The following is a 24,399-nucleotide window of genomic DNA, read 5'->3' as shown; positions in this document are numbered from 1 at the left end:
AGTGGGGCATTGGCAGAGTTTTCCTGAAGAAGGAAGGCTCTGCTTTGTCCCGTTTGCAATGGAGAAAGTGAGGTAAGCGATGTCAGATTATGTGATAGAGACTTGGGAGTTGACCAAACAATATAACGGGAAAGCTGGCTGCAAAAATATTACGCTACAAGTACCACGTGGCTCCGTATTTGGTTTCCTCGGTCAAAATGGAGCGGGTAAAAGTACCTTTGTCAGGACGATGCTCGGGTTATTGCACCCGACGGATGGCAAAGCGGTTATGCTTGGGCAGCCGATTGGCAGTGTAGAATCGCGAAAAAAGGTAGGATACTTGCCAGAGCTGTTCCGCTATCCTGATTGGTTGACGGGCCAGCAGCTCTTGGAGCATCATGCTGAGTTGTGTGGATTAACACATCGCGAGAGCAAATCAGTGATAAAAAATGTCGTCGAGCTGGTCGGAATGGCTGGACGTGAGCGTGAACGCATCCGGGGCTATTCCAAAGGTATGCAGCAGCGTATCGGGATTGCCTGCGCCCTCTTATCCGATCCAGAGCTGATCTTCCTCGATGAGCCGACCTCCGCACTGGACCCAATCGGGCGAAAGGAAGTACGTGAGCTGATCGCGCGGCTGCGTGACCAAGGAAAGACAGTTTTTCTCAACAGTCATCTACTGAGTGAAATGGAGAGTGTATGCAACTACGTCGGGATCATTCACCGTAGTGAGCTGGTCGTACAAGGAGACTGGCGCAAGCTGAGCACCGTCCAACCACAAATTGAATTGACAGTGGACAAGGATAGCGAAGGCTTTCCAAACGAGCTTCCTTCCTTCGTCACAGAGAGTCGTCTCGTAAGACAAGAGGAAAACCGTGATACATGGTTAATGACGCTGGATCAGGACAATCGCGTACCCACTCTGTTGCAACAGTTGATTGCTTCAGGGGCTGGAGTACATGAAGTCGTGCGCAAGCAGCAATCACTAGAAGACGTATTTCTGTACTGGGTGCAGAGAAAGGAGGGGGAACGACATGTGGCCGATCATCAAAATCACGTATAGAGAAATGATCTCCAAGCGTATTTTCACGATTACGTTGATCATGTCGCTGGCCTTCCTGCTGCTGTTTGGACTTGCAACAGGCTATGCGGTCAAGGAAATGAAGGAATCGTTCGGTGGCTTAAGTCCAGATGCTTTGCTGCAAAAAAACTTCTTTTCCACGCAACTCTTAGGGATGGGCTTGTACTTTGGCTCCATCATTACCGCACTCTTGGCGATTTTGAGCAGTGTCGGGAGCATTGCCTCTGAAATCGAAAGCCATCAGATCGATACGTGGCTAGCACGAGCACTTCCTCGCTACAAATATGTGCTGGGGAAATTTTTCGGGTTGGCAAGTATGCTTGGGCTGTACGCGCTCCTGATGTTCTTCGGACTTTTGGCGATCAACCAATGGGTTGGCGGTGGTGCGTTGGCTGTTCAGGTAGGAGGAGGCCAAATCCTGAAAGCAGCAGCTTTCTTCGTAGGTATGCCGATCATTCTTGTCTGTGTAGCCATGTTCTTGAGCAGTATGACTACAACAGTAACGGGGGGCATCATCCTGATCATTCTGTACGGGATCAGCTTCATCGGTGGCTTTATCGAGCAGCTCGGTGCGGTCTTTAGCAATAGCTCACTTACCAACATCGGGATTATTTCCAGTCTGCTCTTTCCGGCCGATTCACTGTTTAGGCAAGCGACGCTTTCGCTATTTGATTCTGCTGACGATCCGCTGTCCTTTGCTTCACAAGGCATTTTCGGTACGACTTCTCCTCCGAGTACTGCCATGCTCATCTACACCATTTTTTATGGCATCGTAGCGCTGGGGTTGTCCATTCGGGTGTTTCAAAAGCGAGATGTATAAGAAAAACAAGAGAACGGCTAATTCGTGCCGTTCTTTTTCTTTTCGAAAGCTGGGTCTATTGATCCAGCCGAGCAAACCACTGTCTATATGCTGGACTACACGCCGACAACGGGCGGAGAAGTCATGAAAAACCATAAATGGTTCGTAGGCAGCGAGCTATCCGCTAAATAAGAGAAGAGAATTTCAACAACATATTTGTTTCGCGATCTCCCAGGCATGTCCTGCCGGATCGACGAATGAAGCCGTTCGCACTCCCCACGGCCGGTCGATCGGACCGTTCAGTAGAGCAACCCCACGTTTTTTCAATTCTTCACAGGCCTCATCCACGTCATCGACCCAGATGGTGAGTAGGAAACGGAATCCGGATTCACGCGTTGCGACTGTTCCCGGTTTCATCAATTCGTGTGACTCGGAAATATCTAAAAGGTTCACGCTCATATTCCCGAAGTTAAACACCGACGAGACCTCGTCTTCATATACGGCTTGAAATCCGAATACTTCCTGATAGAACGCCTTCACCTTTTGAAAATCCTCAACAAACAGCGTAATGACATCCACATTCCTAGATCCTAAACTCTCCATATGTACACCCTGCTTTCCGCTTGTAAATGGTTGTCATTCATTCCATCATAGCAAATATGAAAATTGATATTTCTTATGAATTGCTTTCTTTTCACTAAATCAATGGAGGCAGGTCTTTTGGGGCTAATCGCTCCATTCTTTCACATAAGCCGCGCATTCCTTTCGGATGGTGTCGTCGGCATTCAGCCTTCGAATCATCCGCATATACGAATCTGTCTCGAACTCATAGTCGGAAACTGCGAACAAGACGATGATGTCGCGACCAACAGCACCGGAAAAGATGCCCGAGCGTACCAGTTCTTCCAGCGCCTCGATACACGTTTCGTACAACGCCTCCCGAAACGCAACGAAACGGCCGCTTTCATGCCTTGCCGAGGGCTCCTCAGTCAGGATGAAACTTCGCAACTTCGCGCAAATCGCACCGAAGGCCTCCTCAGACCCTTGACCTTCGAACCTCCATTCCGCAGGCTCGTATTTGAAATACAGCGCATGTTCCGGATCGCTCTCGACAATACCATCAAGATGCGCTTTCGTATTGACAGCAGGACATACCGTCATGGCGCCTTCGTCGCTGTACAACGCAAAGGCGATTACCCTATCGTCCTGGCACGTCTTATTCATCTCGTCAAAGGCCTGCATTGCCGCCGTTTTAATCTCTTGCTTCAGCAATGGGAAATCGAAATCCATCGGGGCAACTCCTTCCTCACTGTAGGGAATAGTTCGCGGGTCGGCCATGGATCGACGAACCGCCGCAATATATCGTTTATAGCAGAGCCATTGTTCGGATAAGAGGTTATTCTCATCCTCGGCATAGGTCGAGCGGCAGCATGCCTGTCCTCGTTATCGAACCCGATCGTAACAATAAAATACCAAAGAGCATTTTTAGTGAAACATCCACATATGCAAATACATGAAAATCAATAGTTGGATTCATTTCTCCGATGAAGGCATTTAAGGACACTAGTGTTGCTAAAGGCAACATAATTTTCCCATGCACCAGGGTAAAGGGTTATTTTTATGCAAATATTCAAAAAATCATTTTGCACTTGAAACTTACGTAACGTAATGAATTATGATGTAGATACTGGTAAAAACCTCGCGCGAAAACGTACGCTAAGCTTAAAAATGAGAGGGAGTTGAAGAGAATGACGAAACAAACACGAATTGGTAAAACAGATTTAATTGTCAATCCAATCGGACTTGGAACAAGCGCTGTAGGTGGCCACAATATTTATCCTAATTTAAATGAAGAAGTAGGAAAAGATTTGGTGCGGGCTGCGATCAACCATGGAGTGAATTTTTTAGATACAGCGTTTTTTTATGGAACAGGACGTTCAGAGGAGCTAATAGGTGAAGTGATAAAAGAAGCAGGAAAGCGTCATGAACATATCCTTGCAACAAAAGGTGGCCTTACACTTGTCGGCAATGATGTTACCATGGATAATTCGCCTGCTTATTTAAAACAAGCCGTTGAAGATAGTTTGAAAAGGCTACAAACAGATTACATAGATTTATTTTATATTCATGCTCCAGATGAGGATACACCAAAAGATGAGGCGGTTGGAGTCTTAAAACAGCTAAAAGACGAAGGTAAAATTAGAGCAATTGGCGTTTCTAACTTCTCACTGGAACAATTGAAAGAAGCAAATAAGGATGGTTATGTCGAGGTATTACAGGGAAACTACAATTTGCTGCAGCGTGAAGCGGAACAAGAATTCTTTCCATATACGACAGAGAATAATATCTCGTTTATTCCATACTTTCCACTAGCATCAGGCTTGCTTGCCGGTAAATACAATAAAGATATGGCATTCAATGATCTACGCAAAGATATGCCTCACTTCCAGGGCGATAAATTCAAAAAAAATCTAGAAAAGGTAGAGCAGCTCCGTAAAATTGCAAATAATAAAAATGCCGAAGTTGCTCATATAGTCCTTGCTTGGTATTTAACACATGATTCAATTGATGTTGTCATTCCCGGGGCACAAAGAGCAGAGCAAGTGCTGGATAATTTAAAAACAGTAGACGTCCACCTGACAGAAGAAGAAATCAACGAAATTGATCGTATTTTTAAATAGGTTCTCTGTGGCGAACCCTCGTACTACTGCCCTTTCGTATTATGAGGTTAGCCAGTTTAAAGCCTTTATTTTCACTGTCTATTAATTTATTTTTCTAATTTTAATACGCTATTTATTCGAACACTTGCAATTGAATTCGGTTCAGCAAATTCCAATATTGTTCAACCATGACCGATGCCGGATACGGCATCGAATGGGTAATCCACCATTCCAATACACCCACTCCCGCTGAAATAAAAAATTGCACCGTAATATCCTTGTTCAATTTCCGATCGAGATTGATCGAATCCAGATGCTCGCTCAGACTTTGCCGGAACATTGTCTCCATTTGGCTTCGGAAAACCGCGTTACCCTTGCTCTTCAGCATTATGGAATAGAAAGAAGCATGCTGCTCCAAATATTCAAACGTGCGCTGTAGCGCGGTTTTGGAAGTGAGATGAACCACCCCCTCTTCAGGCATACAATTCCGCAGTAACTGGTTAATTTGAAATTCCATACATTGATCGAGTAGATCGTACTTATCAGCGAAATGCAAATACACTGTTCCTCGATTGACATTCGCTTCCTCCGCAATTTGATTGACCGTCATGCTCTCGAAGTCCTTTTCTGACATTAGCCTCATAAAAGCATTCATAATCGCTTGCCTCGATTTTTGAATACGTCTGTCCATATCGTTCTCCCCTTTAACCTATATAAAATGAACATATTGAAGCCCTCTGTTGAAAAATCAACAACCGGGCTTGTTTTAACCATTGGACATCATCTATCGCTCTGATACGTTTTTACTATATAAGGCACATGTTGAAAATTCAACTTGTGTTCAATTTAAGAGGAGGTATAATCATGAAAGCTATTGCTTTGACAAGCTTTGGAATCCCCGAAGTACTAGAGGAACTGGAAGTGCCAGTTCCCACACTCACCGATACACAAGTTCTAGTCGAAATGCACGCCTCTTCCATTAATCCTGCGGATATTCTAATGCGCAGCGGCGCGATTCTTCAGAGTCCGATAGCTGATAAATTTCCGGCTCAACTACCGATCGTTCTTGGTTTTGATGTAGCCGGCATCGTAAAAGAGGTTGGCGAAAAAGTGCGTCATTTCAAGTCGGGGGATCGTGTCATGGGCTTGGTTCCGATGGGTTCCTACATGGACTACGTTGCGGTGGAGGAAGATCATCTCGCTGTTATCCCAGAGAGTCTTTCCTTCGAAGAGGCAGGCGCCGCGCCTGCGGTTGCCCTGACAGCTTGGCAAGCGCTGTTTGAGCATGGCCGTCTCCAACCGAGACAACGTATCCTTGTTCATGCCGGTGCCGGAGGTGTGGGACATGCAGCGGTCCAGTTGGCCAAGCAACATGGAGCATATGTTATCGCAACCGCGAGGGACTATAATCATGATTTCGTCAAAGGACTCGGTGCGGACGAGGTGTTCGACTACACGAAAGTCGACTTTGCCGCCCAAATAACCGATCCTATCGATATCGTGGTTGATTCCGCTATGGACCCATCCACAATCGGTACCGGGCTACCAGGAGATCGGGGAGAGAAAAACTACTCGGTCATCAAGGATGGCGGCTCCTATATTTCAGTGGCGACATTTGCGATCAATCAATATCCAAAGGTCCGGGGCATTGACGCGCATTTCTTCCATGCAAGACCCAACCGTGCCGATTTTGATTCTATTGTTCGCCATATGCAAAAGAACAAGTTGAGTATCCACATCAATGAGACCTATCCCTTTACTGCTCAGGGCCTGCTTCAGGCGTACCGCAAAAGCGAAGAGCTGCCGAAACGGGGGAAAATCGTCATATCGAAAAGCATGGGGTAAACATCTTGCTTAGTGAAATGGGATGTCTCAAAAGTAAGTTTGCGCACTTGACGGATAGCTTGCCTGATCAAATCATTATGCAAAAATAAAGCAATGGCGGTGCTGGGTTCCCCCTCACTGCCATTGCTTGTTTCCGTCCTCTTGAGCAGATAATATTACGATTACAGCTCTTGAAATGTTGCGTTAATCTGCCCTTTAGCGCAGATCGGCTGCCGATCTATACTGGCAGCCGCGTTTTAGTTATTTATTAAGCTATCGAAACCCGTTAGCTTAATGAGTCTCATCTAAATTCAAGAGTTAAACCCACTCCAACCTCCAATACATTCGCCACATCTGATAATGCAATTTTCGATTTCAAATCTGTACAATGACAAGCATGTAAATATTTCGGTTTGACAGTCTGAAAATATTCCACGGTTTCATTCATCTGATATTCTCCAGGGTTTAGCAGATGAAATCCTCCGATTATATCGAGAATTCTATCGTCTCCACAAACTTTTTTGGCATATTCAATGGTATTGCAGATTCCTGAGTGTGAACATGCAACAATGATGACAAGTCCGTTTTCAGCTTTATAAACCAGTGCAGAATCATCCAGCAGGTAGTCCTCTGAGATTTCGCCATCTCTTGCAATATGTCCAATAGCGTTATCCGCTTCAAAAGGCATAGTCCTTTCAATTTCACCTAAGAAGACCAACTTCTCCGTCAGCCACAACGGCTTTTTGGTGTATTCCAATTTAAAATGCCTACTGATTTTCTCAGCAGATAGCAAACTCCCTATTTCTTCACCATTCAAGAGTTTGCTGTAGAATACATCGGGATGAGCAATAATGGTTGGGAGTCTGAATTCTAATTGTTCAAGTTTCGCTTCAGAAAACATTCGAATGAGCGGATCTAATCCCCAGGTATGATCGCTATGTCCATGTGACAGCGCAACGTAATCAAGTTTTCTCAAATCAATTCTCATCTTTTCTGAATTGCGAATGAACGCATCTGAGTATCCTACGTCGAACAGTATCCTCATATCTTCATCTTCGATTAAATAAGAAACAGCTGGCTCACCAACAAAGTAGCGGTCGATGTAAGTGTTATTATCAACCAGCACAGTTAATTTCATTGAGATATCCTCCTCTTCATGTCATAAAGATCTAATGCCCTCCACAAAACCAAGCAATTATATTATACCGAAATTTCTGTCACTACATTTCATTCAACACTACATACCTTATCCCAATTGCCGGGTGGATTATATTTCCAAACTATCTTATCAGGAACAGTTACTCGTGGTAGAATGCTGTCAGACAGCGCCTTGAGAGGAAAATGCGTGATACATACGGTCAAGCCTTGTTCAAAGAGCTAAAGGGCCGCACCGAGCTCGTAACCAAACAGGGGGTGAGCGAGAGAGTGGCATCCGCGTACTCACTCGTCGTAATCGGATGTTCCGTTGCAGGCTTTCTCTTTTCTTTGTACGGACTTGTCGCCTGGTATAGCAGCCCCTTTATCCTCATAAGCTGTCTGCTAGTCCTCCTGTTCGCATGGTTGTCGCGGCCTCGACCCCATCCGTTTCCGAAAATGACCATTCTTTTGAATGCTGATGAACACCCAACCACCATGAAGATATTTGAAACCGTGGCGCAAAAGATGGGGGTCGAAAAAAGAATACAGTTCGCGCTCTCTCCTTACTTTGAGGCGTATACCACTGAATATGGATGGCGCAGAAGGCGGGTGGTTGTCATCGGTTATCCACTATTGTTTGCGTGCACACCGGGAGAGTTGACCGCATTGCTTGCCCATGAGCTGGCTCATTGCCGTAACAATGACATTAGGCGGAGCGCTCTGGTATCGCATGCACAGCGTATTCTCCTGAATTGGTGCGATTTGCTTGACCCAATCCAAGACGAGGATGATGAATACCATTTTTCATTCATCGCCACGTTCAGCAGAGGCATCATGCGGCTTCTACTTTGGATTCCCTATCGTTTGCTGGCTGTTCTCATTCATCTTTATTGGAATCAGAGTCAACGTGCTGAATATGAGGCGGATCGTATGGCGGCTCAGCTTGCAGGCAGCCAGCATCTCATTTCCCTGTTGCAGATCATCCACATGAACGACGTGGTGGAGCCACTGATCGCAAGACATTCTTTGCAAAAGCAAAGTATGACACTGGGTCAGCACTTGCATGAGACTTTTTCTAAGCTGCCTGGAAAGGAAAAAATGCGCATAGTGCGCATCCTGGAAAGAAGTCAACAAAGCATGGACACGACACACCCTGCGACTCATATGCGGATCGCCATGTTGCTGCATCAAGATGCTCCTCCTGCTTATAAGATATCGGATTGGGAATACAACCGGATATGCCAGGAAATGACTGACCACCTACAGGAAAAAATGGAGCATCGAATCATAGATGACTATCGCGCCAAGCTCGTTTAATTTGACGGACGAAAAGGCCTTGCCTGGGAGCTCTTCTCTCTTAGGTGGGGCCTTTTTTTATCAGTCTACAACTATATTTTCACAGTCTAACACATGATTTTCAGTGAACAATGGCCTCTTTTTTATGTACTTGCATGGCCGATCACCATATGCGCATGTCGTAATTTTTATGATGTTAATAGAGGAAATGCGGTTAAAACAGTTTATGCGCATATTCTATTCGGATTTTTACGAACATTGTTATAATGACAGCACAATATGAAAGCGCATTCGTAATGGTTGCTACAACATCATTGTAAGCGCATTCTTGCAAGGGGGAACTAGCGTATGCTGGCATTACTTGGATTTCTCATGGTAGCCGTTTTCATGTACTTGATTATGTCGAGACGGCTTTCGGCATTGGTTGCTTTGATTGTTGTTCCTGTTATTTTTGCGTTAATTAGCGGATTTGGTGCGACAGAAATTGGCGACATGATGCTTGCAGGTATCAAGAAAATTGCGCCTACGGGAATTATGCTGTTGTTCGCCATTCTATACTTTGGAGTCATGATGGATGCGGGTCTGTTTGATCCATTAATTAAGAAAATCGTGAAAATGGTGAAGGGTGACCCACTGAAGGTGATTGTAGGTACAGCGATTCTCGCTACCTTGGTCGCATTGGATGGAGATGGAACCACGACGTATATGATTACCGTTACCGCGATGCTGCCTTTGTATCGCAAGCTGGGAATTAGACCGATGATTTTGGCAGTCATGCCGATGCTCGCACTCGGTGTCATGAACATGACGCCTTGGGGTGGACCGACAGCACGTGTCATGAGTGTACTCCATATGGATGTTTCTGAGATTTTCGTTCCTGTTATTCCTGTGATGATTGGCGGAATTGCGTGGGTTATGATCGTAGCCTGTATTTTGGGCAAACAAGAGCGCAAGCGTCTGGGGATTATTGAGATACCAGATGAAGATTTGCAATCGCTTGCAGGACAAGAAGTAGCGGCTACGGATGAGACTGCTGCACTGAAACGTCCGCGCCTGATCTGGTTCAATCTGTTGTTGACAGCAGCCCTGATGGTCGGTCTGATTACGAGCTTCTTGCCACTGCCGACGATGTTCATGCTCGCTTTTGCCATAGCCCTGTTTATTAACTACCCGAAAATGCAAGATCAGAAAGAGCGGATTGCATCCCACGCAGCTAACGCACTGGCTACGGTATCCATGGTTTTCGCTGCGGGAATCTTTACAGGCATCTTGACTGAAACGAAAATGATCGATGCGATGGCGAGCACACTCGTTTCCTGGATTCCAGATTCACTTGGTTCTCATATGCCTCTACTCGTGGCGCTGACAAGCATGCCATTCACGTATTTCATGTCTAACGATGCGTATTACTTCGGGATCGTTCCCATCCTAGCAAATGCGGCAGCAGCTTACGGAATCGATCCAGCGGAAATTGGTCGCGCTTCCATCCTGGGTCAACCGCTGCATGTACTCAGCCCGTTGTTTGCAGCACAGTACCTGTTGATCGGAATGGTTGGGGTCGATTATGCGGAAACCCAAAAGTTCATCCTGAAATGGGCGTTTGGAACATCGATCGTGATGATTGCGCTTGCTCTTCTTACCGGAGTCATCTCGTTCTAGTCAACTATAAGAAGGAAGAAATAAGAAAAGGGGCCTGTTCATGGCCTCTTTTTTCGTCATCGAGCGAAATGAGATACAATGAGAAGAAGAGGAGGGAACGATGTGCGTTTTCACAGCAAGCTGATGTTGATTATTTGCTCGCTCCTTTTTGGTGTGACGGTCATACTCGGTACGATGTTTGAACAGATGCTGGCGGGCGTATTAGAGCATGAGATCGGGACGCGCGCGCTGCATACCGCCAAGACCGTCGCGCAGATGTCCGAGATCAAACAGGCGTTTGACGCAGAAGATCCTGCCAAGATTATCAATCCAATCGTGGAAAAAATACGCGTGGACACGAATGCGGCTTTTATCACAGTGGGAAATTTGCAAAGCATCCGCTATTCACATCCTGATCCAGAGCAGATTGGCAAAAAGATGGTGGGAGGCGACAATGAGGCAGTATTTGAGGGGCAATCCATCATCTCTGAGACAGTCGGTTCGCTTGGCCCCGGACTCAGAGGAAAGACACCGATCTATGATGAGGAAGGAAAGGTGATGGGGGTCGTTTCTGTCGGCTTTTTGTTTGAGGATATAAATGAAACGATTGAATCATATCGCAATCGAATCTTCGTCATCGGCATCGTCACCTTGCTCTTGGGTGTGGTGGCTACGCTCATTCTTTCACAGAATGTAAAGAAAGCGATATTTGGTTTGGAGCCTGAACAAATCGGGCGATTGTATCAGGAAAATCAAGCCGTGTTGGAATCGATTCGTGAAGGCATTGTGGCGATCAATAAGGAAGGGGCGATCACGCTCGCGAATCAGACGGCTCTCCATATGCTGGGGCAAGCGAAGGATAAAGACAGTATCATGGACAAACAGGACGAGCTGGTTCGTTCGCTGGGCCTTCATGAGGTGATTGAGACTGGGAAAGCCGAATTTGACCGCGAAACGAATGTGGACGAGCACGTATTAGTCGTGAACCGCGTCCCGATTATGGATAAGGAGCGCCATGTTATAGGCGCGGTAGCGAGCTTTCGCAATCGGTCCGAGCTGTTCGAGGTCACACAGGAGCTGTCACGGGTAAAGGAGTACGCGGAAGTCCTTCGTTCCCAGACGCACGAGTATTCCAACAAACTGCATCTCATATCAGGACTCATCCAGCTTGAATCGTATCAGGAAGCCATTGAAACGATTTCTTCTGAGCTAAATGTGCATGTCCACAATACGACGTTTATTATGCAAGAAGTCCCCGACCCACTGATAGGTGGTTTGTTGCTTGGGAAGCTGAATCAAGCCAACGAGCGCAAAGTGGAATTGAAAATAGATCCGGAAAGCAACTTCCGCGACATTCCTGCCTCGATTGATCGCTCACAGCTGATTGTCATTCTCGGCAATTTGATAGATAATGCGATGGACGCTGTAAAAGCTCCAGGTGCATTTGCACCAGAAATCACGATCTTTTTGCTCAATATGGAAGAGGTCTTGCTCATAGAGGTAGAGGACCTGGGGCCAGGCATCTCCGAAGAAAATGCTGAACGAATCTTTGAGCTGGGCTTCTCTACCAAACAGCAGCCGAATCATGGCTACGGACTGCACTTAGTCAAACAAGCTGTTTTACATGTACACGGCAATATTACACATACGGGAAATCCGGTAGGCGGAACGATTTTTACTGTGACGATACCAAAGGACGCACGCACGGCAGAACGGAAGGAGGCCGTTATTGATGATTCGGGTACTCATTATTGAAGACGACCTGAGAATCGCAGAGGTAAACCGACGCTTCGTGGAAAAAGTGGAGGGATACGAGGTGATTGGCATTGCCACGAATGGGCAAGAGGCCAAGGACCAAATGGAAATTTTGCAGCCTGATCTCGTGTTGCTCGACATTTATTTTCCGGATATGGACGGCCTCGATTTTTTGTCGATCATAAAGGAGCAGTTCCCTACAACGGATGTCATCATGCTGACAGCAGCCAAAGAAGTGGATGCGGTCGTTGAGGCGATCCGCTATGGCGTATTCGATTTTATTACCAAGCCACTTATCTTTGCACGCCTGCAACAAACGTTACGGAATTATCAGGAGTTCAGGCAAAAGGTGAGTGATTGGAAAAAAGACACCGATCAGATCAGTCAAGCCCAAATCGATGAGCTGATTACCCGGACGGGACAAAAGAAGGCAACCGAGACAAGGGCAGTCAAAGGAATTGATCAAATTACGTTGGACAAGATTTCAGGCTTTCTCATGCAGATACAGGAGGCTACGACGGATTTGGTCAGCAAAGAAACAGGCATTAGCCGTTCAACAGCAAGGCGATACCTAGAATATTTAGTAGCTAAAGGAGACGCTATCGCAGACCTTTCGTACGGTGTCGTCGGACGACCAGAGCGCGTATACAAGAGCGTCGGGCGGCAAAAAGAATAATAAAAACCCTCCGTTCTCACAAGTAAGGTTCAAAGCCTACTTGAGAGTGCGGAGGGTTTTTTTATGCATAATAATGATTTCTGTTAAGCATTTAAAAGGTTCCGACGAACCAACAAAGCTGGCGAGAAGAAAAAGCACAGATCTCGCAGACCTTGACAACGCCTACCCAGTCGGAACTTCAAAAAGGGGACCACGCTTGTCGAACACTTCTTCTGTGAGAAACTTCCGCCCGTAGGGTGGCTTTGGCTCGACGGTCCCCTTTTTGAAATGGAGACGGCCAGTCAATCCCCCATGCTGGCGTGTCAGAGTCGAAGAGAACTGTGCTTTTTCTTCTCCTCCCCTATGTTGACTCAAACCAGGGTCTACTTAATCACACAGCTCGCTTCCACCCGATAAATGCGCTGCCCACGAGAAGAAAAGCGCTCCTCGTACTCCGTCATTACATTATCTGCCGCCAACTTGGACTGGTGCAGGTCAAAGGTGATATTGCGCATCTGGAAGCGTTCCGCAGCGAATTGGTTGAGTGAAAACTCAAAAAGGTTCTCGTTGTCTGTCTTCATATGAATCTCGCCGTCTGCTACAAGTACCTGACGATAGGTGTTCAAGAAGTTTTTGTAAGTAAGGCGGCGTTTCGCATGACGGGTTTTTGGCCACGGATCACTAAAGTTCAGATAGATGCGAGAAATTTCATGATCGGCAAACAACTCGGTCAACTTGGAAGCGTCGTACTGGACAAAGGCCAGATTCGGAACAGCTTTATACTCCGTACGCTGGACAGCGCGCAGAACGACCTCCGCCTTCAGTTCAACCGCAATGAAATTGATGTCAGGGTGACGCTCGGCCAGTGTATTAATGAAGCGTCCTTTTCCACAGCCGATCTCCACATGAATCGGGTTGTTATTCCCGAAGCGTTCTTTCCAATTTCCTTTATAGGAAAGGGGATTGTCTACGAACGTCGGATATTCTCTCAGGGCCGCTTCGGCACCTGGAATGTTACGCAGTCGCATATGTGCCTCCTTCAAAACGAACTCCTATCTACTTTACGATGACTCCCTGCTAGTTGCAAGTAGAGAGAGAAGAAAGGAAAGAGAGATTCCAAATGCAGATTACGTGAAAAAGGAGGGAAAAGGGGTTTTTTGTAAATGGAACTAGGACGAAAGTCGCATGGGACGCGGATTTTAACAAATGGGGGCTGGATAAATTTTGCCAATTTGAGAGGGACATTATGGTAAGGAAATAGACTGAAAATTTGAGGAATGCCTGTTAAATCAAGCGCGAAGGCGTCAAGCGGTAATCGTATCCAGTTGGAAAAATAGTTTTTGGTAAGTTTTTGGTAATTTCATAGAGGGTGGGCTTTGGTAAAGTAGAGAACAAGTGAGAAGTCAGCCAAACTTTGCATAAAATGGTCCCTTGTTGAGCAGGGATCTTTTTCACAAGAAAAGGGAGGATGAACAGCATGAAATTACATAAAGCCCTCATAGGAATCGTAATGGGAGTAGCATTGGGAGTCACAGCGATTGTCGCTCCACTGCCAGGAGAGCAAAATGTAGCCGAGGCTGCGTGGACGCAATCCAAGGCGGACAAGGTCATTGCCACGGGAAGAAAGTATATGGGTACGCCTTATAAATTCGGTGCAAGCAGTAATACCACAGCCGTATTTGATTGCTCTTCCTTTACACAGCGCGTATTGAAAGTCGCAGTTGGCAAGAGCATACCACGCACTTCTCGCGATCAAGCCAAGGTAGGAACGAGTGTGTCCAAGTCGAACCTGAAAAAAGGAGACCTGGTGTTCTTCAAGGCGAGTACAACGACGACGTCCAAACGGATTACACACGTGGCGATTTATGCAGGCAACAATAAACTCTTACATACATATGGAAAACCAGGAGTGACGTATTCGACCTTTAAAGGCACGTCCTGGGAGAAGCGCTTCGTTTCGGCACGGCGAGTCTTGTAATCTACTCGTTTGGCTCTCTACTTACTAATACGTCTCGCACACTGTAAAGTTGCGAAGAGTGAATATGCAAGTTTTGTAAATACGATACGGAAGAGGGATGATCCATTGCAGATCATCCCTTTTTGCTTTCGCGAATAATTCAATCGGATCTCTTTGTAGGCCGAGCGTACTTTTGCCGCCAATAAAAGAAACAGGAAGCAATGAAGAGAGGGATGGAGGCAAGCAGCATCACTTCCTTGGCCGTTAGTCCGCATGCGATCAAAAGACTCGTTATCGCCTGTGAAATCGGCTGCAAACCTAAAGAGGAGAGCGAGACCAAACTCATGACTTTCCCCAACGAGGCTTGTGGTACCTTTTCCTGAACAAAAGAGAGAATCGGAATATTAATGAGTGAAAACGTGATGCCAAGCGTAAAAAGAATAAGCAAGCTTAGCCAGAACTGTTGGGTGAGGCTAAAAGCAAAGAAGACAAGCGCTTGCATCATCATGAAAAGAAAGGCGATCTGCAACCTGTTTTGACCCAGTGTCGTGAGTGTGAGCACGATTGCCCCGGCAAGCATGCCAAAAGCGAGTGCCCCTTCCAAAAAGCTGTACTGCAGGGTAGAACCAGACAACACCTGATCTACAAAAATCGGCAAGCCGATGTATAAGGGACCCATCAGAAATACGTTCAGACAGATGATAGCGGTCAATAGCAAGGGAAGGAAATCCGATTGTCTGACATAATAGAAGCTTTCCTTTATCGATTCCTTGAGCCTTTGCTGTGGTTTGGAAAGAATGGCTGGTTCCTGTTTCGGCATGCACCATGCGGATACACTTGCAACCAGAAGAAGCAGCCCAACAAAGCCGTATAAAAAGGGGTAACTTCCCCACTCAATCACAAAACCGGCAAGAACAGGACCGAGCAGCTGTGAGGTTTGGTTTGTTGTTTGCAGCACCGAATTCCCACGCAAAAGGGAAGTAGAGGGTACGATTGACGGTATAAACGAATTTTGAGCTGGCCAATAAAAGGCATCAATGGTACCGAAGAAGAAAGCGAACCAAACAAACAGCGCAAGCGAGGAATACCCCCACCAGATGATTCCTCCAAGCAACAGCATCAAACATGCTTTCAACAGGCTTGTGATCGTCAGGATTCTCTTTTTGCTCATCCGATCAGCGAGCGTTCCGCCTATGAGCATGAAGACGATTCTGGGAATGGTTGCCGCCATAAATACGATGCCTAACGAGGCCTCCTGAGATAAAACCTGGATGATATACCAGGTTTGCGAGAAAAGAAAGAGTGAGATACTGAGTCCGGAACAAAGGGCGGACAACCAAAGAAGGGTAAAGGGTTTCGTAAACAAGCGGGATGTATCCGCCGAGGGAAGGCTAGATTGCTTCGGGACAGCTTCCATGGAAATTCACTCTCCTTATTATTAACCGGTTAAAAAATATTAACCGAATGTCCGAAAGAAAAACCTACTCGAATAGGTTTTTCATACACAGGTGGAATTATCGTATGACCGTTTCCTTTGTTACTGCTGTTCATCCTTTTTGAATAACGGTTCATCAATTTGAAATCCCGTAATCATCAGGTAGTAATCCTGCATGGAAGAGGGGTCATCCAGGGAACTTTGCTGCAATTCGTGGAGCAGGTTCCGGTATTTTTGCAAAAAGGACACAAACGCCTGCTCGCTGACTCTGACCTCTGATTGCAGGGAGATGCGCGGCCATTTCTCCACTTCCGTTGACGTCAGCGCAAAGGCTTCTTCAGGAGCACTGAGCGCTCTTGTTTTCGCACGTTGCAAGACTTCGACGTAAGATTGTCTGGTAGCCTCTTTCGATTCCGTATACGTGAGTAGATGATCAGCGGGTATGAAGCCTCTTGCCACCGCCTGATAGTACTTGAGAATGTTGCCGCCCTTTTCTTCTTTTTTAACCAACTGGATGATGCCGTGCTTCTCCAGCTCACGCAGGTGGTAGAGAATCTTCGCGCGGGACAGTCCAAAAAGTTGGGAGAGCTGTTGCCCTGTGTGCGGCTTTTCCACCAGACGCATCAGCATTTTCGTGCGTAACGGGTCACTGATCACTTTTAGCTGATCGTAGTTTTCGATGATAAAAATCGACTTTTGCTCCAATATGCATCACAATCCTTTTAACCAGTTAAATTTTATTAACTTGATTGTAGAAGGGAATAGCTGGAAAAGTCAATACAAAAACCCTTCCTAAGTGACAGTGATTCACAAAGGAAGGGTTTTGCTTTTACTTGCAACACTAGATTTTCAAAATACCACCCATGCTCGCATTCGTTACCAGCTTGGAGTAACGAGCCAGATAGCCTGTTTTTACTTTTGGCTCGAATTCTTTCCAGTCTTCTTTGCGGCGAGCCAGCTCGGCTTCATCCACGAGCAGTTGCATCGTGCGCTCCTCGAGGTCAATGGAGATGATATCTCCGTCCTGTACGAAGGCAATTGGACCGCCTTCTGCGGCTTCTGGAGACACGTGACCGATACTGATCCCGCGAGAAGCACCGGAGAAACGTCCATCTGTGACGAGAGCGACTTCTTTACCGAGGCCCATACCCACGATTTGTGAGGTAGGAGCCAGCATTTCTGGCATGCCTGGGCCGCCTTTAGGTCCCTCGTAGCGGATGACGACAACATGACCGGACTTGATTTTGCCAGCAGCGATTCCTGCCAGAGCCTCCTCTTGGGAGTCGAAGCAGATCGCTGGACCTTCGTGCTTTTTAATAGAAGGATCGACACCGCCTGTTTTGATGATCGAGCCTTGCTCCGCCAGGTTGCCGAACAGAACAGCGAGACCGCCGGAAGCGCTGTACGGGTTGTCCAGGCGACGAATGACTTGATCGTTTTTGATTTCGGCGTCAGCGATGTTTTCGCCAAGGGTTTTGCCTGTGACAGTGATACGGTCTGGATGGATCGCGCCTGCTTTTTTCGCGATTTCTTTCAGAACGGCTGATACGCCGCCTGCCTCGTGGCAATCCTCGATATGATAGTCGGAGGAAGGCGCCAGCTTGCAAATATGCGGAATGCGCTTCGCTACCTCGTTGATACGCTCGATCGGGTATTCGATGCCTGCTTCTTGTGCGATCGCCAGTGTATGGAGAACGGTATTGGTTGACCCACCCATCGCCATGTCGAGTGCGAATGCATCGTCGATTGCCTCGAGTGTCACGATGTCGCGTGGCTTAATGTCGCGTTCAATCAGATTTTTCAGTTTTTCAGCAGATGCTTGTACCAGCTCGCGACGTTCAGGAGAGACAGCGAGTACGGTACCATTGCCAGGCAGAGCCAAACCGATGGCTTCGAGCAGGCAGTTCATCGAGTTCGCTGTAAACATACCAGAACAGGAACCGCAAGTCGGGCATCCATATTGCTCCAGCTCTTCGAGTTGCTGATCGTTGATCAAGCCTGCTTGGTGAGCTCCGACACCCTCGAATACGGAGGAAAGTGAGATGGAGCGACCATCACTCGTTTTTCCGGCTTTCATAGGACCACCGGTTACAAATACGGTTGGAATGTTGACACGAAGCGCGCCCATGATCATCCCAGGTGTGATCTTGTCACAGTTCGGTATACAGATCATGCCATCAAACCAGTGAGCAGCGACTACGGTTTCCAAGCTGTCTGCGATGATCTCGCGGCTCGGGAGGGAGTAGCGCATCCCGATATGTCCCATAGCAATTCCGTCGTCAACACCAATCGTGTTGAATTCGAATGGAACCATGCCAGCAGCACGAACGGCTTCTTTGACCAGTTTTCCAAACTCCTGCAAGTGCACGTGACCTGGAATAATGTCGATGTACGAGTTGCAAATGGCGATAAACGGTTTATCGAAATCCTCATCCTTTACACCTGCTGCACGAAGCAAGCTACGGTGCGGTGCGCGGTCGAATCCTTTTTTGATCATGTCACTGCGTTGTCTGGCCAATTTGAAAAACTCCCTTCCCATACGGATAATGCCTGTCTTATGTTTTGAACTATCTTATCAATTTTTAATAACAGAAACAACCGTAAAAGTCTGAACATTTGCTCAGTCTCGAGTGGTTCGGACAGCTGCTCTCGATTGGCATAAGTTTAGGAATCATAGCGAAATCAACTTGTTTGGGATAAAATAGAAGAATCGATTCCATTTCGGTTGGAGTGAACAAAATGTTAGATGAGCTAAAAAACATCTGGTCGGACGGGAATGAAGAAGAGCGCCGCATTCTCGAGCTGGCTGTTGCTGCCATTCAGCAGAAGCGGGAAAGGAATAGCGCGTTTATCTCTGGATTTCTTGGATTAAAGGGAGAGTTCATTGACGAAGAAAGACAGTCGTATCGCTTCGAATTGCCTCTGACCCCTTTTATGCACAATTCAGGTCGAGTTGTTCATGGAGGGATTCTCGCGACTTTGATCGATTCAGCGATGGGCTCCTTGATCAATCGGTCCTTGCCACCTAGTCAGTATGCAGTGACCACAGAGCTGAAGGTCAATTATTTGCTTCCGGGAATAGGAGAGCGGCTGCGCGCAGAAGCGAGCTTTTTGCATCGCGGACACACGTTGGTCGTCATGGAGGGCAGTGTCTACGATGATCGGGATAGGCGGATCGCCCATGGTACAGGAACGTTCATCGTGCTATCCAGAAATGATCGGAAATAAAAAGCCCTCGCTCCACACCAAAAAGGCGAGAGCGAGGGTTGACGGTGTTATTTGATGACAACGAGACCGCTGTATTCCGAAATATAAGCGAGCATTTTGGTGGAAAGCGGCACGATAAACTCCATGTTTTCTTTTTCGACGATACCGGATCGGGAAACAATCCGCGCCCATTTGGCTGTCAGCTTGTAGTAATCGGAACCAAATGAGGCATGAACCGCCTCACTCTGATGCCGAAACGTGACAGGGCTAACGTCCAGCTTCATCGGGACCATGCTAATGATATCCTGCAAAAACAAATGGTAGGTCATATGTGGCTTGAAAAAAACGAGCTCCTTTGTGGTGACAGAGAAGCCGTAGCTATTATTCATTTGGGTGAATTTGAGTTCACCTTCCATATTTTTCAGCCGAATGAAGTCGGTGTTCATGTTTATCCCCCTCCTTCGGGTGTCTTTCTATGATAGTAATCTTTCCTGCACAAGTGCAAGTGGAAGGTTGTTCAAAAAGTCGTCTTTTGATCACGAAGTAGTCCAGAAAGCGAATTCGACATCGAATATGGCGTTCACCTCCGAAGTCCGGTGCTCATGTAGATTGCCTACACTCCGCTCCTCCTTCGTTCGGTTCTCGCCATCTTCTCGGTGCTGAAAGCCGACTTATTGTGTTCCAAAGAGAAAAAGGAGCGAAATGTCATGATTGAAATAGCAAAAGAAGCAGCAAGTGTCGCGGGTGCGTTTTTGAAGGAACGTTTTCTCGAACAGCTCGTGCCCGATGAGGAATTGCATAACGACGTGAAGCTGCCAGAGGATAAAGGCAGTGAAAAGCGCATCATTGAGGTCCTGCATCGTCACTTCCCGACACATACCATTTTTTCTGAAGAGGTCGGAATGGTTTCCCGCGAGGAAGAGTATCTGTGGATTATCGATCCTTTAGATGGAACGAATAACTATTTTATCGGCTATCCGTATTTCTCGATCTCGATTGCCTTGCAGCACAAGGGCGAGCTGGTGCTGGGCGTCGTCTACAATCCGGTAGCGGGTCAAATGTTTTGGGCGGAAAAAGGAAAAGGAGCCTATTTGAACGGAAAACGATTGAACGTCAATAACCGTCAAGACCTCACACGTGCAGTCGGTACATACATCCGTGGACGTGACACGGTAACGAAGGAAGAAGAGATGGCTTTTACGGAACCGTTTGTATTCCAGACCAAGCGTCTCATGCGAAATATTGCGCCTGCCCTGGACTGGTGCTTGCTGGCAAACGGATGGCTCGATTATATCGTGATGCAACGTTCCAATATTATGGATGTGGCCGCCGGAATTGTTATCGCCCAGGAGGCGGGTGCAACGATTACGGACTGGTCTGGAAAACCGTATCAGCATGAGCCATTCCAACAAGATCACACGCCTTCATTAGTGGCGAGCAACGGACATTTGCATGAAACGATTCGCGGTATGATTCGACAGTAACGGGAACAAAAGAAGTAGGACTTATGTAGCGGTTTATGGCTCAGCTGGATTTCTTTTCATTTATTGGCAACTAAATGTTTCGGTGCACGTATAAAATTGTTGCGCATGATTTGTTATTCTGTGATAGGTAAAAGAGGTGAGAAAAATGGCACGACTGGAATATCGGCTGCTGGATGAGGCGAGGGGATACCCTGTTCAGTTTTACTACGACAACGTGAACAAAGACGAGGTCTCCTTGCGTTTTGCTTGCGATTATTTGGTGAAGGGGCATGTCGTTTATGAAAAGACTTCCTGTGCAATCGAAAACGGCACGTATGTCATTTACGTCAAGCGCTCAACAGAAGAGCAAGCTGTCGATTACGCGGAGGCTGTGACTGCACGCTGGGGCAGCATCCAGATCGAAATGCGTGAATATCAAGAAAATGCACGCGTTTATCCGCTCGTACACACGTTTTATTTCAAGGACGATGACGATGCTCTCTTGCATTTGCAAAGCGACTATTTGTACGTGAATGGACGCGAATGGGAGAAGACATCAGCCGAGGTGGATGAAGATCGGCAGGTTTATATTTACTACGCGAAGCCAGTGTAGGAGGAAGAAAGATGGCACAAACGAAATCGAAGAAAGTAGTCGGAATGTTCGTCGCTGCAGCACTTGCGATCAGCGGTTGTTCTTCCGGGGATGACTATGATGATGATTGCTACGATAACGACAATGACGGCTATTGTGACGATAGCAGCAGCAGTGGGGGTTCGAGCTCTACTTACAGGTCTTACAAGAGCAAATCCGGAGTATCGAGTGGCATAAGCACGAGCAGCTCCAAAGGCGGTATCGGCAGCTCGGGCTATTCCAGCTCCGGGTGAGGTGATGGAAGTGGAAGACCTTAACCGACGAGAACGAGAGGCGCTGTATGGCCCGATGCGGGAAGAGGGCGTATTTACCTGGGATTGGATGTATGGCGAGGAGTATGCGCTTTATGATATCCACCTGATCCCTCCCTCCTTTCGAGAGGAAATCGCGATGGCAACCGAGCGGCTTGGGCAAATTTTTACCAAGGTCGTTCCGGTATTGCAGCGTGCAGAGGACTCCCTGTTGTTGGAACTAGGAGTGCCAAAGCAGGCTTTGCAGGCAGTCAGGATTGTCGTTTCCCAAACAGTGCCGACTGTGATTGGACGCTTTGATTTTGCCCAGACAACAGAAGGATTGAAGATGCTTGAGTGCAACAGCGATACCCCTACAGGAATCGTCGAGGCTTTTTATGTGAACGGTCGTGCTTGTCTCCATTTCCAGCGCGAGGACCCGAATGAAGGGATGGAGCGGCAGTTGCGTTCGGCATTCAGCAAGGTGGTCGACGCGTATCGGGCACAGGGCTATGATACGGATTCTGTCTGGTTTAGCTCGCTCGACTGGCATGAGGAAGACAAGGGAACGACATTGTACTTATTGAACCAATCGGGTCTGTCTGCTCGGTTTGCCGCTTTGGAGCATTTGCGTGTTTGGCAAGATCGTCTCTATGTAAAGGAGAATGAGGAGCTACTGCCAGTCGATGTGCTGTACCGTCTGCATGCTTTGGAAAAGCTGGCGGTAGAACAGGATGAAGATGGCTACCCGACTGGTGAGCATGTGCTTTCGTTGATTGCCCGCAAAAAACTCGCCATTATGAATCCTCCTTCTGCGTTTCTCATTCAGACGAAGGCTTTGCAGGCACTCATCTGGAACTTGCATGAGGCGAATGAATTTTTTACCGAAGAGGAGCACGCGATCATCGAAGCTTATATGCTGCCGACTTATTTTGAAAATCGGTTTGCAGGCAGGGAGGACTATGTCACGAAGCCGATTTTTGGGCGGGAAGGTGGCGGTGTCATGCTGTTTGCATCAGATGGTACGCTGCAAGAGAAGGATCAGGAAGAGTTTTACTGGGAGCAACCGATGATTTATCAGAAACGTGTGGAGCTTCCACGGATAACGGTTCAGACAGTGAAGGGAGCTTATGCTGGGCGGCTACTCTGGGGGTCCTTTTGGATCGGCACAGAGGCATCGGCCATTGTAGCCCGTGTCGGAGGACCGATTACAAACAACCTATCCTATTATTTGCCGGTCGGCATAGACAAGTAGCGAAAGGAGAGGACAATTTACATGTTGGGACAATTGGATTACGTATTGAATTTTTTGGCGTATTTGGCAGTAACCATTCCGATATTGGCTGTGGGAATTTTTGTGTTTACAATCACGACTCCTTACAAAGAATTTGATCTGATCAAGCAGGGGGCACAGACTGACGATCCGAAGAAAATGGCAGCGGCAAAAGCAGCCTCGCACGATTTGGGAGGGAAAATCATCGGTTTGGCAATCGTCCTCGCTTCGGCTGTATACCACTCCGTTAACTTGTGGGATTTAGTCATCTGGGGTATTGTAGGAATGGTATTTCAAGTCATCGTTTTTTATTTGTTCGAATGGGTCACACCATTTAAAGTCGTGTCTGAAATTCCGAACGGGAACGTAGCCGTCGGTATTTTCGCTTCGCGTTTGAGTATTGCAGCGGGCTTGTTGATGGCTGCGCTGATCAGCTACTAAGCATGGAAAGAGGCGTTCACCTTCGAAGTCTGGTGCTCGTGTAGGTTCTCTACATTTGGCTCCTCCCGCTTCAGGTTCTCGCCTCTTTTTCGATGCGGAACAGATCATATTTTGAGCAGGCACTTATGAGCACGGGGAGGAGTCTTTTTGTTCTGGCGCGTCATGTATGAGATTTTTATCATTATGCTAGTGATTACGTATGCGATCCTGTTGTTTGCAGACTTCTCTAATCACCCTCTGCTGACTGATGAACTGATGGACAAGGTAGACAATGCGCTGATCATCATGCTGATTGTCGAGTATTTGGTCCGGCTATGGAGGGCGAAAGACAAACGAAAATTCGTTTTCGCCAACTGGTTCGACCTGATCGCGATGATTCCATTGGACTCTTATTTGTATTTAGCCAGAATCATGCGTGTGCTTCGGCTGGTGCGTATTGTGCGTGCTTCGCCGTTTTTGTTGGGAATCATTCGATCAGGCCCGATGCGTCAAGTAGTTGGTGTCGTCACGATCATCATGCTGTGGAGCTCGACTGCTATTTATTTGCTCGAATACGGTGTAAACGAGAACATCAAAAGCTTCCCGGATGCGTTGTGGTGGTCGATTGTGACAACCACGACAGTCGGCTACGGTGATATTTCGCCCGTGACGGCGGGAGGAAGAATCATGGCGACGATCTTGATGATAACGGGGATCGGAATGCTAGGAGCTTTGACGGCGAATTTTGCTACGCATTGGACAGAGACACATGAAAGCAAAGGCCCGGATGAGAAAGATCGCTTGACCGAAGAGATCAAAAAGCAGACGATCACAAATATCCAACAGATCGAAAACTTGACCGAGCACGAGTATGAGACGCTCAAGGAAAGTATGGATTTGCTGTATCGTCGAACGAGGAAAAAGAGTGAGGAATAAGA

The 24,399-nt window shown here is 47.1% G+C and carries 27 protein-coding genes and 1 pseudogene; 17 read left to right on the top strand and 11 right to left on the bottom strand.

What is annotated here, in order from left to right; translation table 11 throughout:
• Window positions 1-79 precede the first annotated feature (79 nt).
• The 3 genes and pseudogenes from HP398_RS23105 to HP398_RS30725 form a co-directional block, all read left to right on the top strand.
• Entirely contained in the window at window positions 80-1,042 is a 963-nt protein-coding gene (locus HP398_RS23105; protein WP_173623745.1) for an ABC transporter ATP-binding protein, read from the top strand.
• On the top strand, window positions 1,014-1,880 hold the full coding sequence (locus HP398_RS23100; RefSeq protein WP_173623744.1) for an ABC transporter permease subunit: 867 nt from the start codon (window positions 1,014-1,016) through the stop codon (window positions 1,878-1,880). Before HP398_RS23105 ends, HP398_RS23100 begins: the two co-directional genes overlap by 29 nt.
• 54 nt (window positions 1,881-1,934) lie before the next feature.
• Window positions 1,935-2,051, top strand: a pseudogene (locus HP398_RS30725) (DUF1541 domain-containing protein); the annotation flags it as partial.
• 12 nt (window positions 2,052-2,063) lie between these two features.
• Here HP398_RS30725 and HP398_RS23090 read toward each other — a convergent pair.
• The 3 genes from HP398_RS23090 to HP398_RS31450 form a co-directional block, all read right to left on the bottom strand.
• Window positions 2,064-2,462, bottom strand: coding sequence for a VOC family protein (locus tag HP398_RS23090; RefSeq protein WP_017250575.1), 399 nt, complete (start codon window positions 2,460-2,462; stop codon window positions 2,064-2,066).
• A gap of 123 nt (window positions 2,463-2,585) precedes the next feature.
• Window positions 2,586-3,149, bottom strand: a complete 564-nt coding sequence (locus tag HP398_RS23085; protein ID WP_173623743.1) for a DUF4303 domain-containing protein — start codon at window positions 3,147-3,149, stop codon at window positions 2,586-2,588.
• A 112-nt stretch (window positions 3,150-3,261) separates the two neighbouring features.
• A complete protein-coding gene (locus HP398_RS31450; protein WP_371736775.1) occupies window positions 3,262-3,459 on the bottom strand; it encodes a DUF6609 family protein in 198 nt (65 codons plus the stop codon).
• 148 nt (window positions 3,460-3,607) lie between these two features.
• Between HP398_RS31450 and HP398_RS23080 the strand changes: the two genes are divergently transcribed.
• The gene (locus HP398_RS23080) at window positions 3,608-4,540 is read left to right on the top strand and encodes an aldo/keto reductase (RefSeq protein ID WP_173623742.1); all 933 of its coding nucleotides are present in this window, start codon (window positions 3,608-3,610) and stop codon (window positions 4,538-4,540) included.
• A gap of 112 nt (window positions 4,541-4,652) precedes the next feature.
• Here the strand turns inward: HP398_RS23080 and HP398_RS23075 are convergent, their stop codons facing one another.
• On the bottom strand, window positions 4,653-5,210 hold the full coding sequence (locus HP398_RS23075) for a TetR/AcrR family transcriptional regulator (RefSeq protein ID WP_173623741.1): 558 nt from the start codon (window positions 5,208-5,210) through the stop codon (window positions 4,653-4,655).
• Window positions 5,211-5,383: 173 nt separating this feature from the next.
• On the opposite strand from HP398_RS23075, the gene HP398_RS23070 reads away from it, so the two are divergent.
• The gene (locus HP398_RS23070; RefSeq protein ID WP_173623740.1) at window positions 5,384-6,364 is read left to right on the top strand and encodes an NADP-dependent oxidoreductase; all 981 of its coding nucleotides are present in this window, start codon (window positions 5,384-5,386) and stop codon (window positions 6,362-6,364) included.
• A gap of 280 nt (window positions 6,365-6,644) precedes the next feature.
• On the opposite strand, the gene HP398_RS23065 is transcribed toward HP398_RS23070, so the two are convergent.
• Window positions 6,645-7,481, bottom strand: coding sequence for an MBL fold metallo-hydrolase (locus tag HP398_RS23065; protein ID WP_017250570.1), 837 nt, complete (start codon window positions 7,479-7,481; stop codon window positions 6,645-6,647).
• Window positions 7,482-7,684: 203 nt separating this feature from the next.
• On the opposite strand from HP398_RS23065, the gene HP398_RS23060 reads away from it, so the two are divergent.
• The 4 genes from HP398_RS23060 (at window position 7,685) to HP398_RS23045 (ending at window position 12,845) form a co-directional block, all read left to right on the top strand.
• Window positions 7,685-8,797, top strand: a complete 1,113-nt coding sequence (locus HP398_RS23060; protein WP_173623739.1) for a M48 family metallopeptidase — start codon at window positions 7,685-7,687, stop codon at window positions 8,795-8,797.
• Between the two features lie 327 nt (window positions 8,798-9,124).
• On the top strand, window positions 9,125-10,435 hold the full coding sequence (locus HP398_RS23055) for a CitMHS family transporter (protein WP_017250568.1): 1,311 nt from the start codon (window positions 9,125-9,127) through the stop codon (window positions 10,433-10,435).
• 102 nt (window positions 10,436-10,537) lie between these two features.
• Window positions 10,538-12,169 carry an ATP-binding protein gene (locus tag HP398_RS23050; RefSeq protein ID WP_429850210.1) on the top strand — a complete coding sequence of 544 codons (1,632 nt, stop codon included), beginning with the start codon at window positions 10,538-10,540 and terminating at the stop codon, window positions 12,167-12,169.
• Window positions 12,147-12,845 carry a response regulator gene (locus HP398_RS23045; protein ID WP_017250566.1) on the top strand — a complete coding sequence of 233 codons (699 nt, stop codon included), beginning with the start codon at window positions 12,147-12,149 and terminating at the stop codon, window positions 12,843-12,845. The genes HP398_RS23050 and HP398_RS23045 overlap by 23 nt, the downstream gene beginning before the upstream one ends.
• A 162-nt stretch (window positions 12,846-13,007) precedes the next feature.
• On the opposite strand, the gene HP398_RS23040 is transcribed toward HP398_RS23045, so the two are convergent.
• The gene (locus HP398_RS23040) at window positions 13,008-13,199 is read right to left on the bottom strand and encodes a hypothetical protein (protein ID WP_173623737.1); all 192 of its coding nucleotides are present in this window, start codon (window positions 13,197-13,199) and stop codon (window positions 13,008-13,010) included.
• 8 nt (window positions 13,200-13,207) lie between these two features.
• A complete protein-coding gene (gene trmB, locus HP398_RS23035) occupies window positions 13,208-13,852 on the bottom strand; it encodes a tRNA (guanosine(46)-N7)-methyltransferase TrmB (RefSeq protein ID WP_017250565.1) in 645 nt (214 codons plus the stop codon).
• 449 nt (window positions 13,853-14,301) lie between these two features.
• On the opposite strand from trmB, the gene HP398_RS23030 reads away from it, so the two are divergent.
• A complete protein-coding gene (locus HP398_RS23030; RefSeq protein WP_017250563.1) occupies window positions 14,302-14,802 on the top strand; it encodes a C40 family peptidase in 501 nt (166 codons plus the stop codon).
• Window positions 14,803-14,941: 139 nt separating this feature from the next.
• On the opposite strand, the gene HP398_RS23025 is transcribed toward HP398_RS23030, so the two are convergent.
• From HP398_RS23025 to ilvD, 3 genes are all read right to left on the bottom strand, one after another.
• Window positions 14,942-16,198 (bottom strand): MFS transporter, encoded by a 1,257-nt coding sequence (locus tag HP398_RS23025; protein ID WP_173623736.1) that lies wholly within the window; start codon window positions 16,196-16,198, stop codon window positions 14,942-14,944.
• Between the two features lie 120 nt (window positions 16,199-16,318).
• Window positions 16,319-16,921, bottom strand: a complete 603-nt coding sequence (locus HP398_RS23020; protein ID WP_173623735.1) for an ArsR/SmtB family transcription factor — start codon at window positions 16,919-16,921, stop codon at window positions 16,319-16,321.
• A 136-nt stretch (window positions 16,922-17,057) separates the two neighbouring features.
• Entirely contained in the window at window positions 17,058-18,734 is a 1,677-nt protein-coding gene (ilvD, locus tag HP398_RS23015; RefSeq protein WP_173623734.1) for a dihydroxy-acid dehydratase, read from the bottom strand.
• A gap of 221 nt (window positions 18,735-18,955) precedes the next feature.
• Here ilvD and HP398_RS23010 point away from each other — a divergent pair, with 221 nt between their 5' ends.
• Complete coding sequence (locus HP398_RS23010; RefSeq protein WP_017250559.1) at window positions 18,956-19,444, top strand: PaaI family thioesterase; 489 nt, start codon at window positions 18,956-18,958, stop codon at window positions 19,442-19,444.
• Window positions 19,445-19,491: 47 nt separating this feature from the next.
• Here HP398_RS23010 and HP398_RS23005 read toward each other — a convergent pair whose 3' ends face one another.
• On the bottom strand, window positions 19,492-19,869 hold the full coding sequence (locus HP398_RS23005; protein ID WP_173623733.1) for a hypothetical protein: 378 nt from the start codon (window positions 19,867-19,869) through the stop codon (window positions 19,492-19,494).
• A gap of 261 nt (window positions 19,870-20,130) precedes the next feature.
• On the opposite strand from HP398_RS23005, the gene HP398_RS23000 reads away from it, so the two are divergent.
• The 6 genes from HP398_RS23000 to HP398_RS22975 all read left to right on the top strand — a co-directional run bounded on the left by HP398_RS23000 (window position 20,131) and on the right by HP398_RS22975 (window position 24,397).
• A complete protein-coding gene (locus HP398_RS23000) occupies window positions 20,131-20,907 on the top strand; it encodes an inositol monophosphatase family protein (RefSeq protein ID WP_173623732.1) in 777 nt (258 codons plus the stop codon).
• 145 nt (window positions 20,908-21,052) lie between these two features.
• Window positions 21,053-21,499 (top strand): hypothetical protein, encoded by a 447-nt coding sequence (locus HP398_RS22995; RefSeq protein WP_017250556.1) that lies wholly within the window; start codon window positions 21,053-21,055, stop codon window positions 21,497-21,499.
• Window positions 21,500-21,510: 11 nt separating this feature from the next.
• Window positions 21,511-21,771, top strand: coding sequence for a hypothetical protein (locus HP398_RS22990; protein ID WP_017250555.1), 261 nt, complete (start codon window positions 21,511-21,513; stop codon window positions 21,769-21,771).
• 4 nt (window positions 21,772-21,775) lie between these two features.
• Window positions 21,776-23,023 (top strand): glutathionylspermidine synthase family protein, encoded by a 1,248-nt coding sequence (locus tag HP398_RS22985; protein WP_173623731.1) that lies wholly within the window; start codon window positions 21,776-21,778, stop codon window positions 23,021-23,023.
• 21 nt (window positions 23,024-23,044) lie between these two features.
• On the top strand, window positions 23,045-23,482 hold the full coding sequence (locus HP398_RS22980; RefSeq protein WP_017250553.1) for a DUF350 domain-containing protein: 438 nt from the start codon (window positions 23,045-23,047) through the stop codon (window positions 23,480-23,482).
• A gap of 147 nt (window positions 23,483-23,629) precedes the next feature.
• A complete protein-coding gene (locus HP398_RS22975; RefSeq protein WP_173623730.1) occupies window positions 23,630-24,397 on the top strand; it encodes a potassium channel family protein in 768 nt (255 codons plus the stop codon).
• Window positions 24,398-24,399 lie beyond the last annotated feature (2 nt).

The organism is Brevibacillus sp. HB1.4B (assembly GCF_013284285.1).
Lineage (GTDB): Bacteria > Bacillota > Bacilli > Brevibacillales > Brevibacillaceae > Brevibacillus > Brevibacillus porteri.
Note: the sequence above shows the minus strand (reverse complement) of the source record. Positions and strands in the feature narration are given on the sequence as shown.

Coding starts and splice junctions, on each gene's coding strand:
- HP398_RS23070 (WP_173623740.1), top strand. CDS start 5,384: ATGAAAGCTATTGCTTTGACAAGCTTTGGAATCCCCGAAGTACTAGAG.
- HP398_RS23000 (WP_173623732.1), top strand. CDS start 20,131: ATGATTGAAATAGCAAAAGAAGCAGCAAGTGTCGCGGGTGCGTTTTTG.
- HP398_RS23100 (WP_173623744.1), top strand. CDS start 1,014: ATGTGGCCGATCATCAAAATCACGTATAGAGAAATGATCTCCAAGCGT.
- HP398_RS23060 (WP_173623739.1), top strand. CDS start 7,685: ATGCGTGATACATACGGTCAAGCCTTGTTCAAAGAGCTAAAGGGCCGC.
- HP398_RS23105 (WP_173623745.1), top strand. CDS start 80: ATGTCAGATTATGTGATAGAGACTTGGGAGTTGACCAAACAATATAAC.
- HP398_RS22990 (WP_017250555.1), top strand. CDS start 21,511: ATGGCACAAACGAAATCGAAGAAAGTAGTCGGAATGTTCGTCGCTGCA.
- HP398_RS22985 (WP_173623731.1), top strand. CDS start 21,776: ATGGAAGTGGAAGACCTTAACCGACGAGAACGAGAGGCGCTGTATGGC.
- HP398_RS23075 (WP_173623741.1), bottom strand. CDS start 5,210: ATGGACAGACGTATTCAAAAATCGAGGCAAGCGATTATGAATGCTTTT.
- HP398_RS23090 (WP_017250575.1), bottom strand. CDS start 2,462: ATGGAGAGTTTAGGATCTAGGAATGTGGATGTCATTACGCTGTTTGTT.
- HP398_RS22995 (WP_017250556.1), top strand. CDS start 21,053: ATGGCACGACTGGAATATCGGCTGCTGGATGAGGCGAGGGGATACCCT.
- HP398_RS23045 (WP_017250566.1), top strand. CDS start 12,147: ATGATTCGGGTACTCATTATTGAAGACGACCTGAGAATCGCAGAGGTA.
- trmB (WP_017250565.1), bottom strand. CDS start 13,852: ATGCGACTGCGTAACATTCCAGGTGCCGAAGCGGCCCTGAGAGAATAT.
- HP398_RS23025 (WP_173623736.1), bottom strand. CDS start 16,198: ATGGAAGCTGTCCCGAAGCAATCTAGCCTTCCCTCGGCGGATACATCC.
- HP398_RS23010 (WP_017250559.1), top strand. CDS start 18,956: ATGTTAGATGAGCTAAAAAACATCTGGTCGGACGGGAATGAAGAAGAG.
- HP398_RS23085 (WP_173623743.1), bottom strand. CDS start 3,149: ATGGATTTCGATTTCCCATTGCTGAAGCAAGAGATTAAAACGGCGGCA.
- HP398_RS22980 (WP_017250553.1), top strand. CDS start 23,045: ATGTTGGGACAATTGGATTACGTATTGAATTTTTTGGCGTATTTGGCA.
- HP398_RS23065 (WP_017250570.1), bottom strand. CDS start 7,481: ATGAAATTAACTGTGCTGGTTGATAATAACACTTACATCGACCGCTAC.
- HP398_RS23080 (WP_173623742.1), top strand. CDS start 3,608: ATGACGAAACAAACACGAATTGGTAAAACAGATTTAATTGTCAATCCA.
- HP398_RS23005 (WP_173623733.1), bottom strand. CDS start 19,869: ATGAACACCGACTTCATTCGGCTGAAAAATATGGAAGGTGAACTCAAA.
- HP398_RS23030 (WP_017250563.1), top strand. CDS start 14,302: ATGAAATTACATAAAGCCCTCATAGGAATCGTAATGGGAGTAGCATTG.
- HP398_RS23055 (WP_017250568.1), top strand. CDS start 9,125: ATGCTGGCATTACTTGGATTTCTCATGGTAGCCGTTTTCATGTACTTG.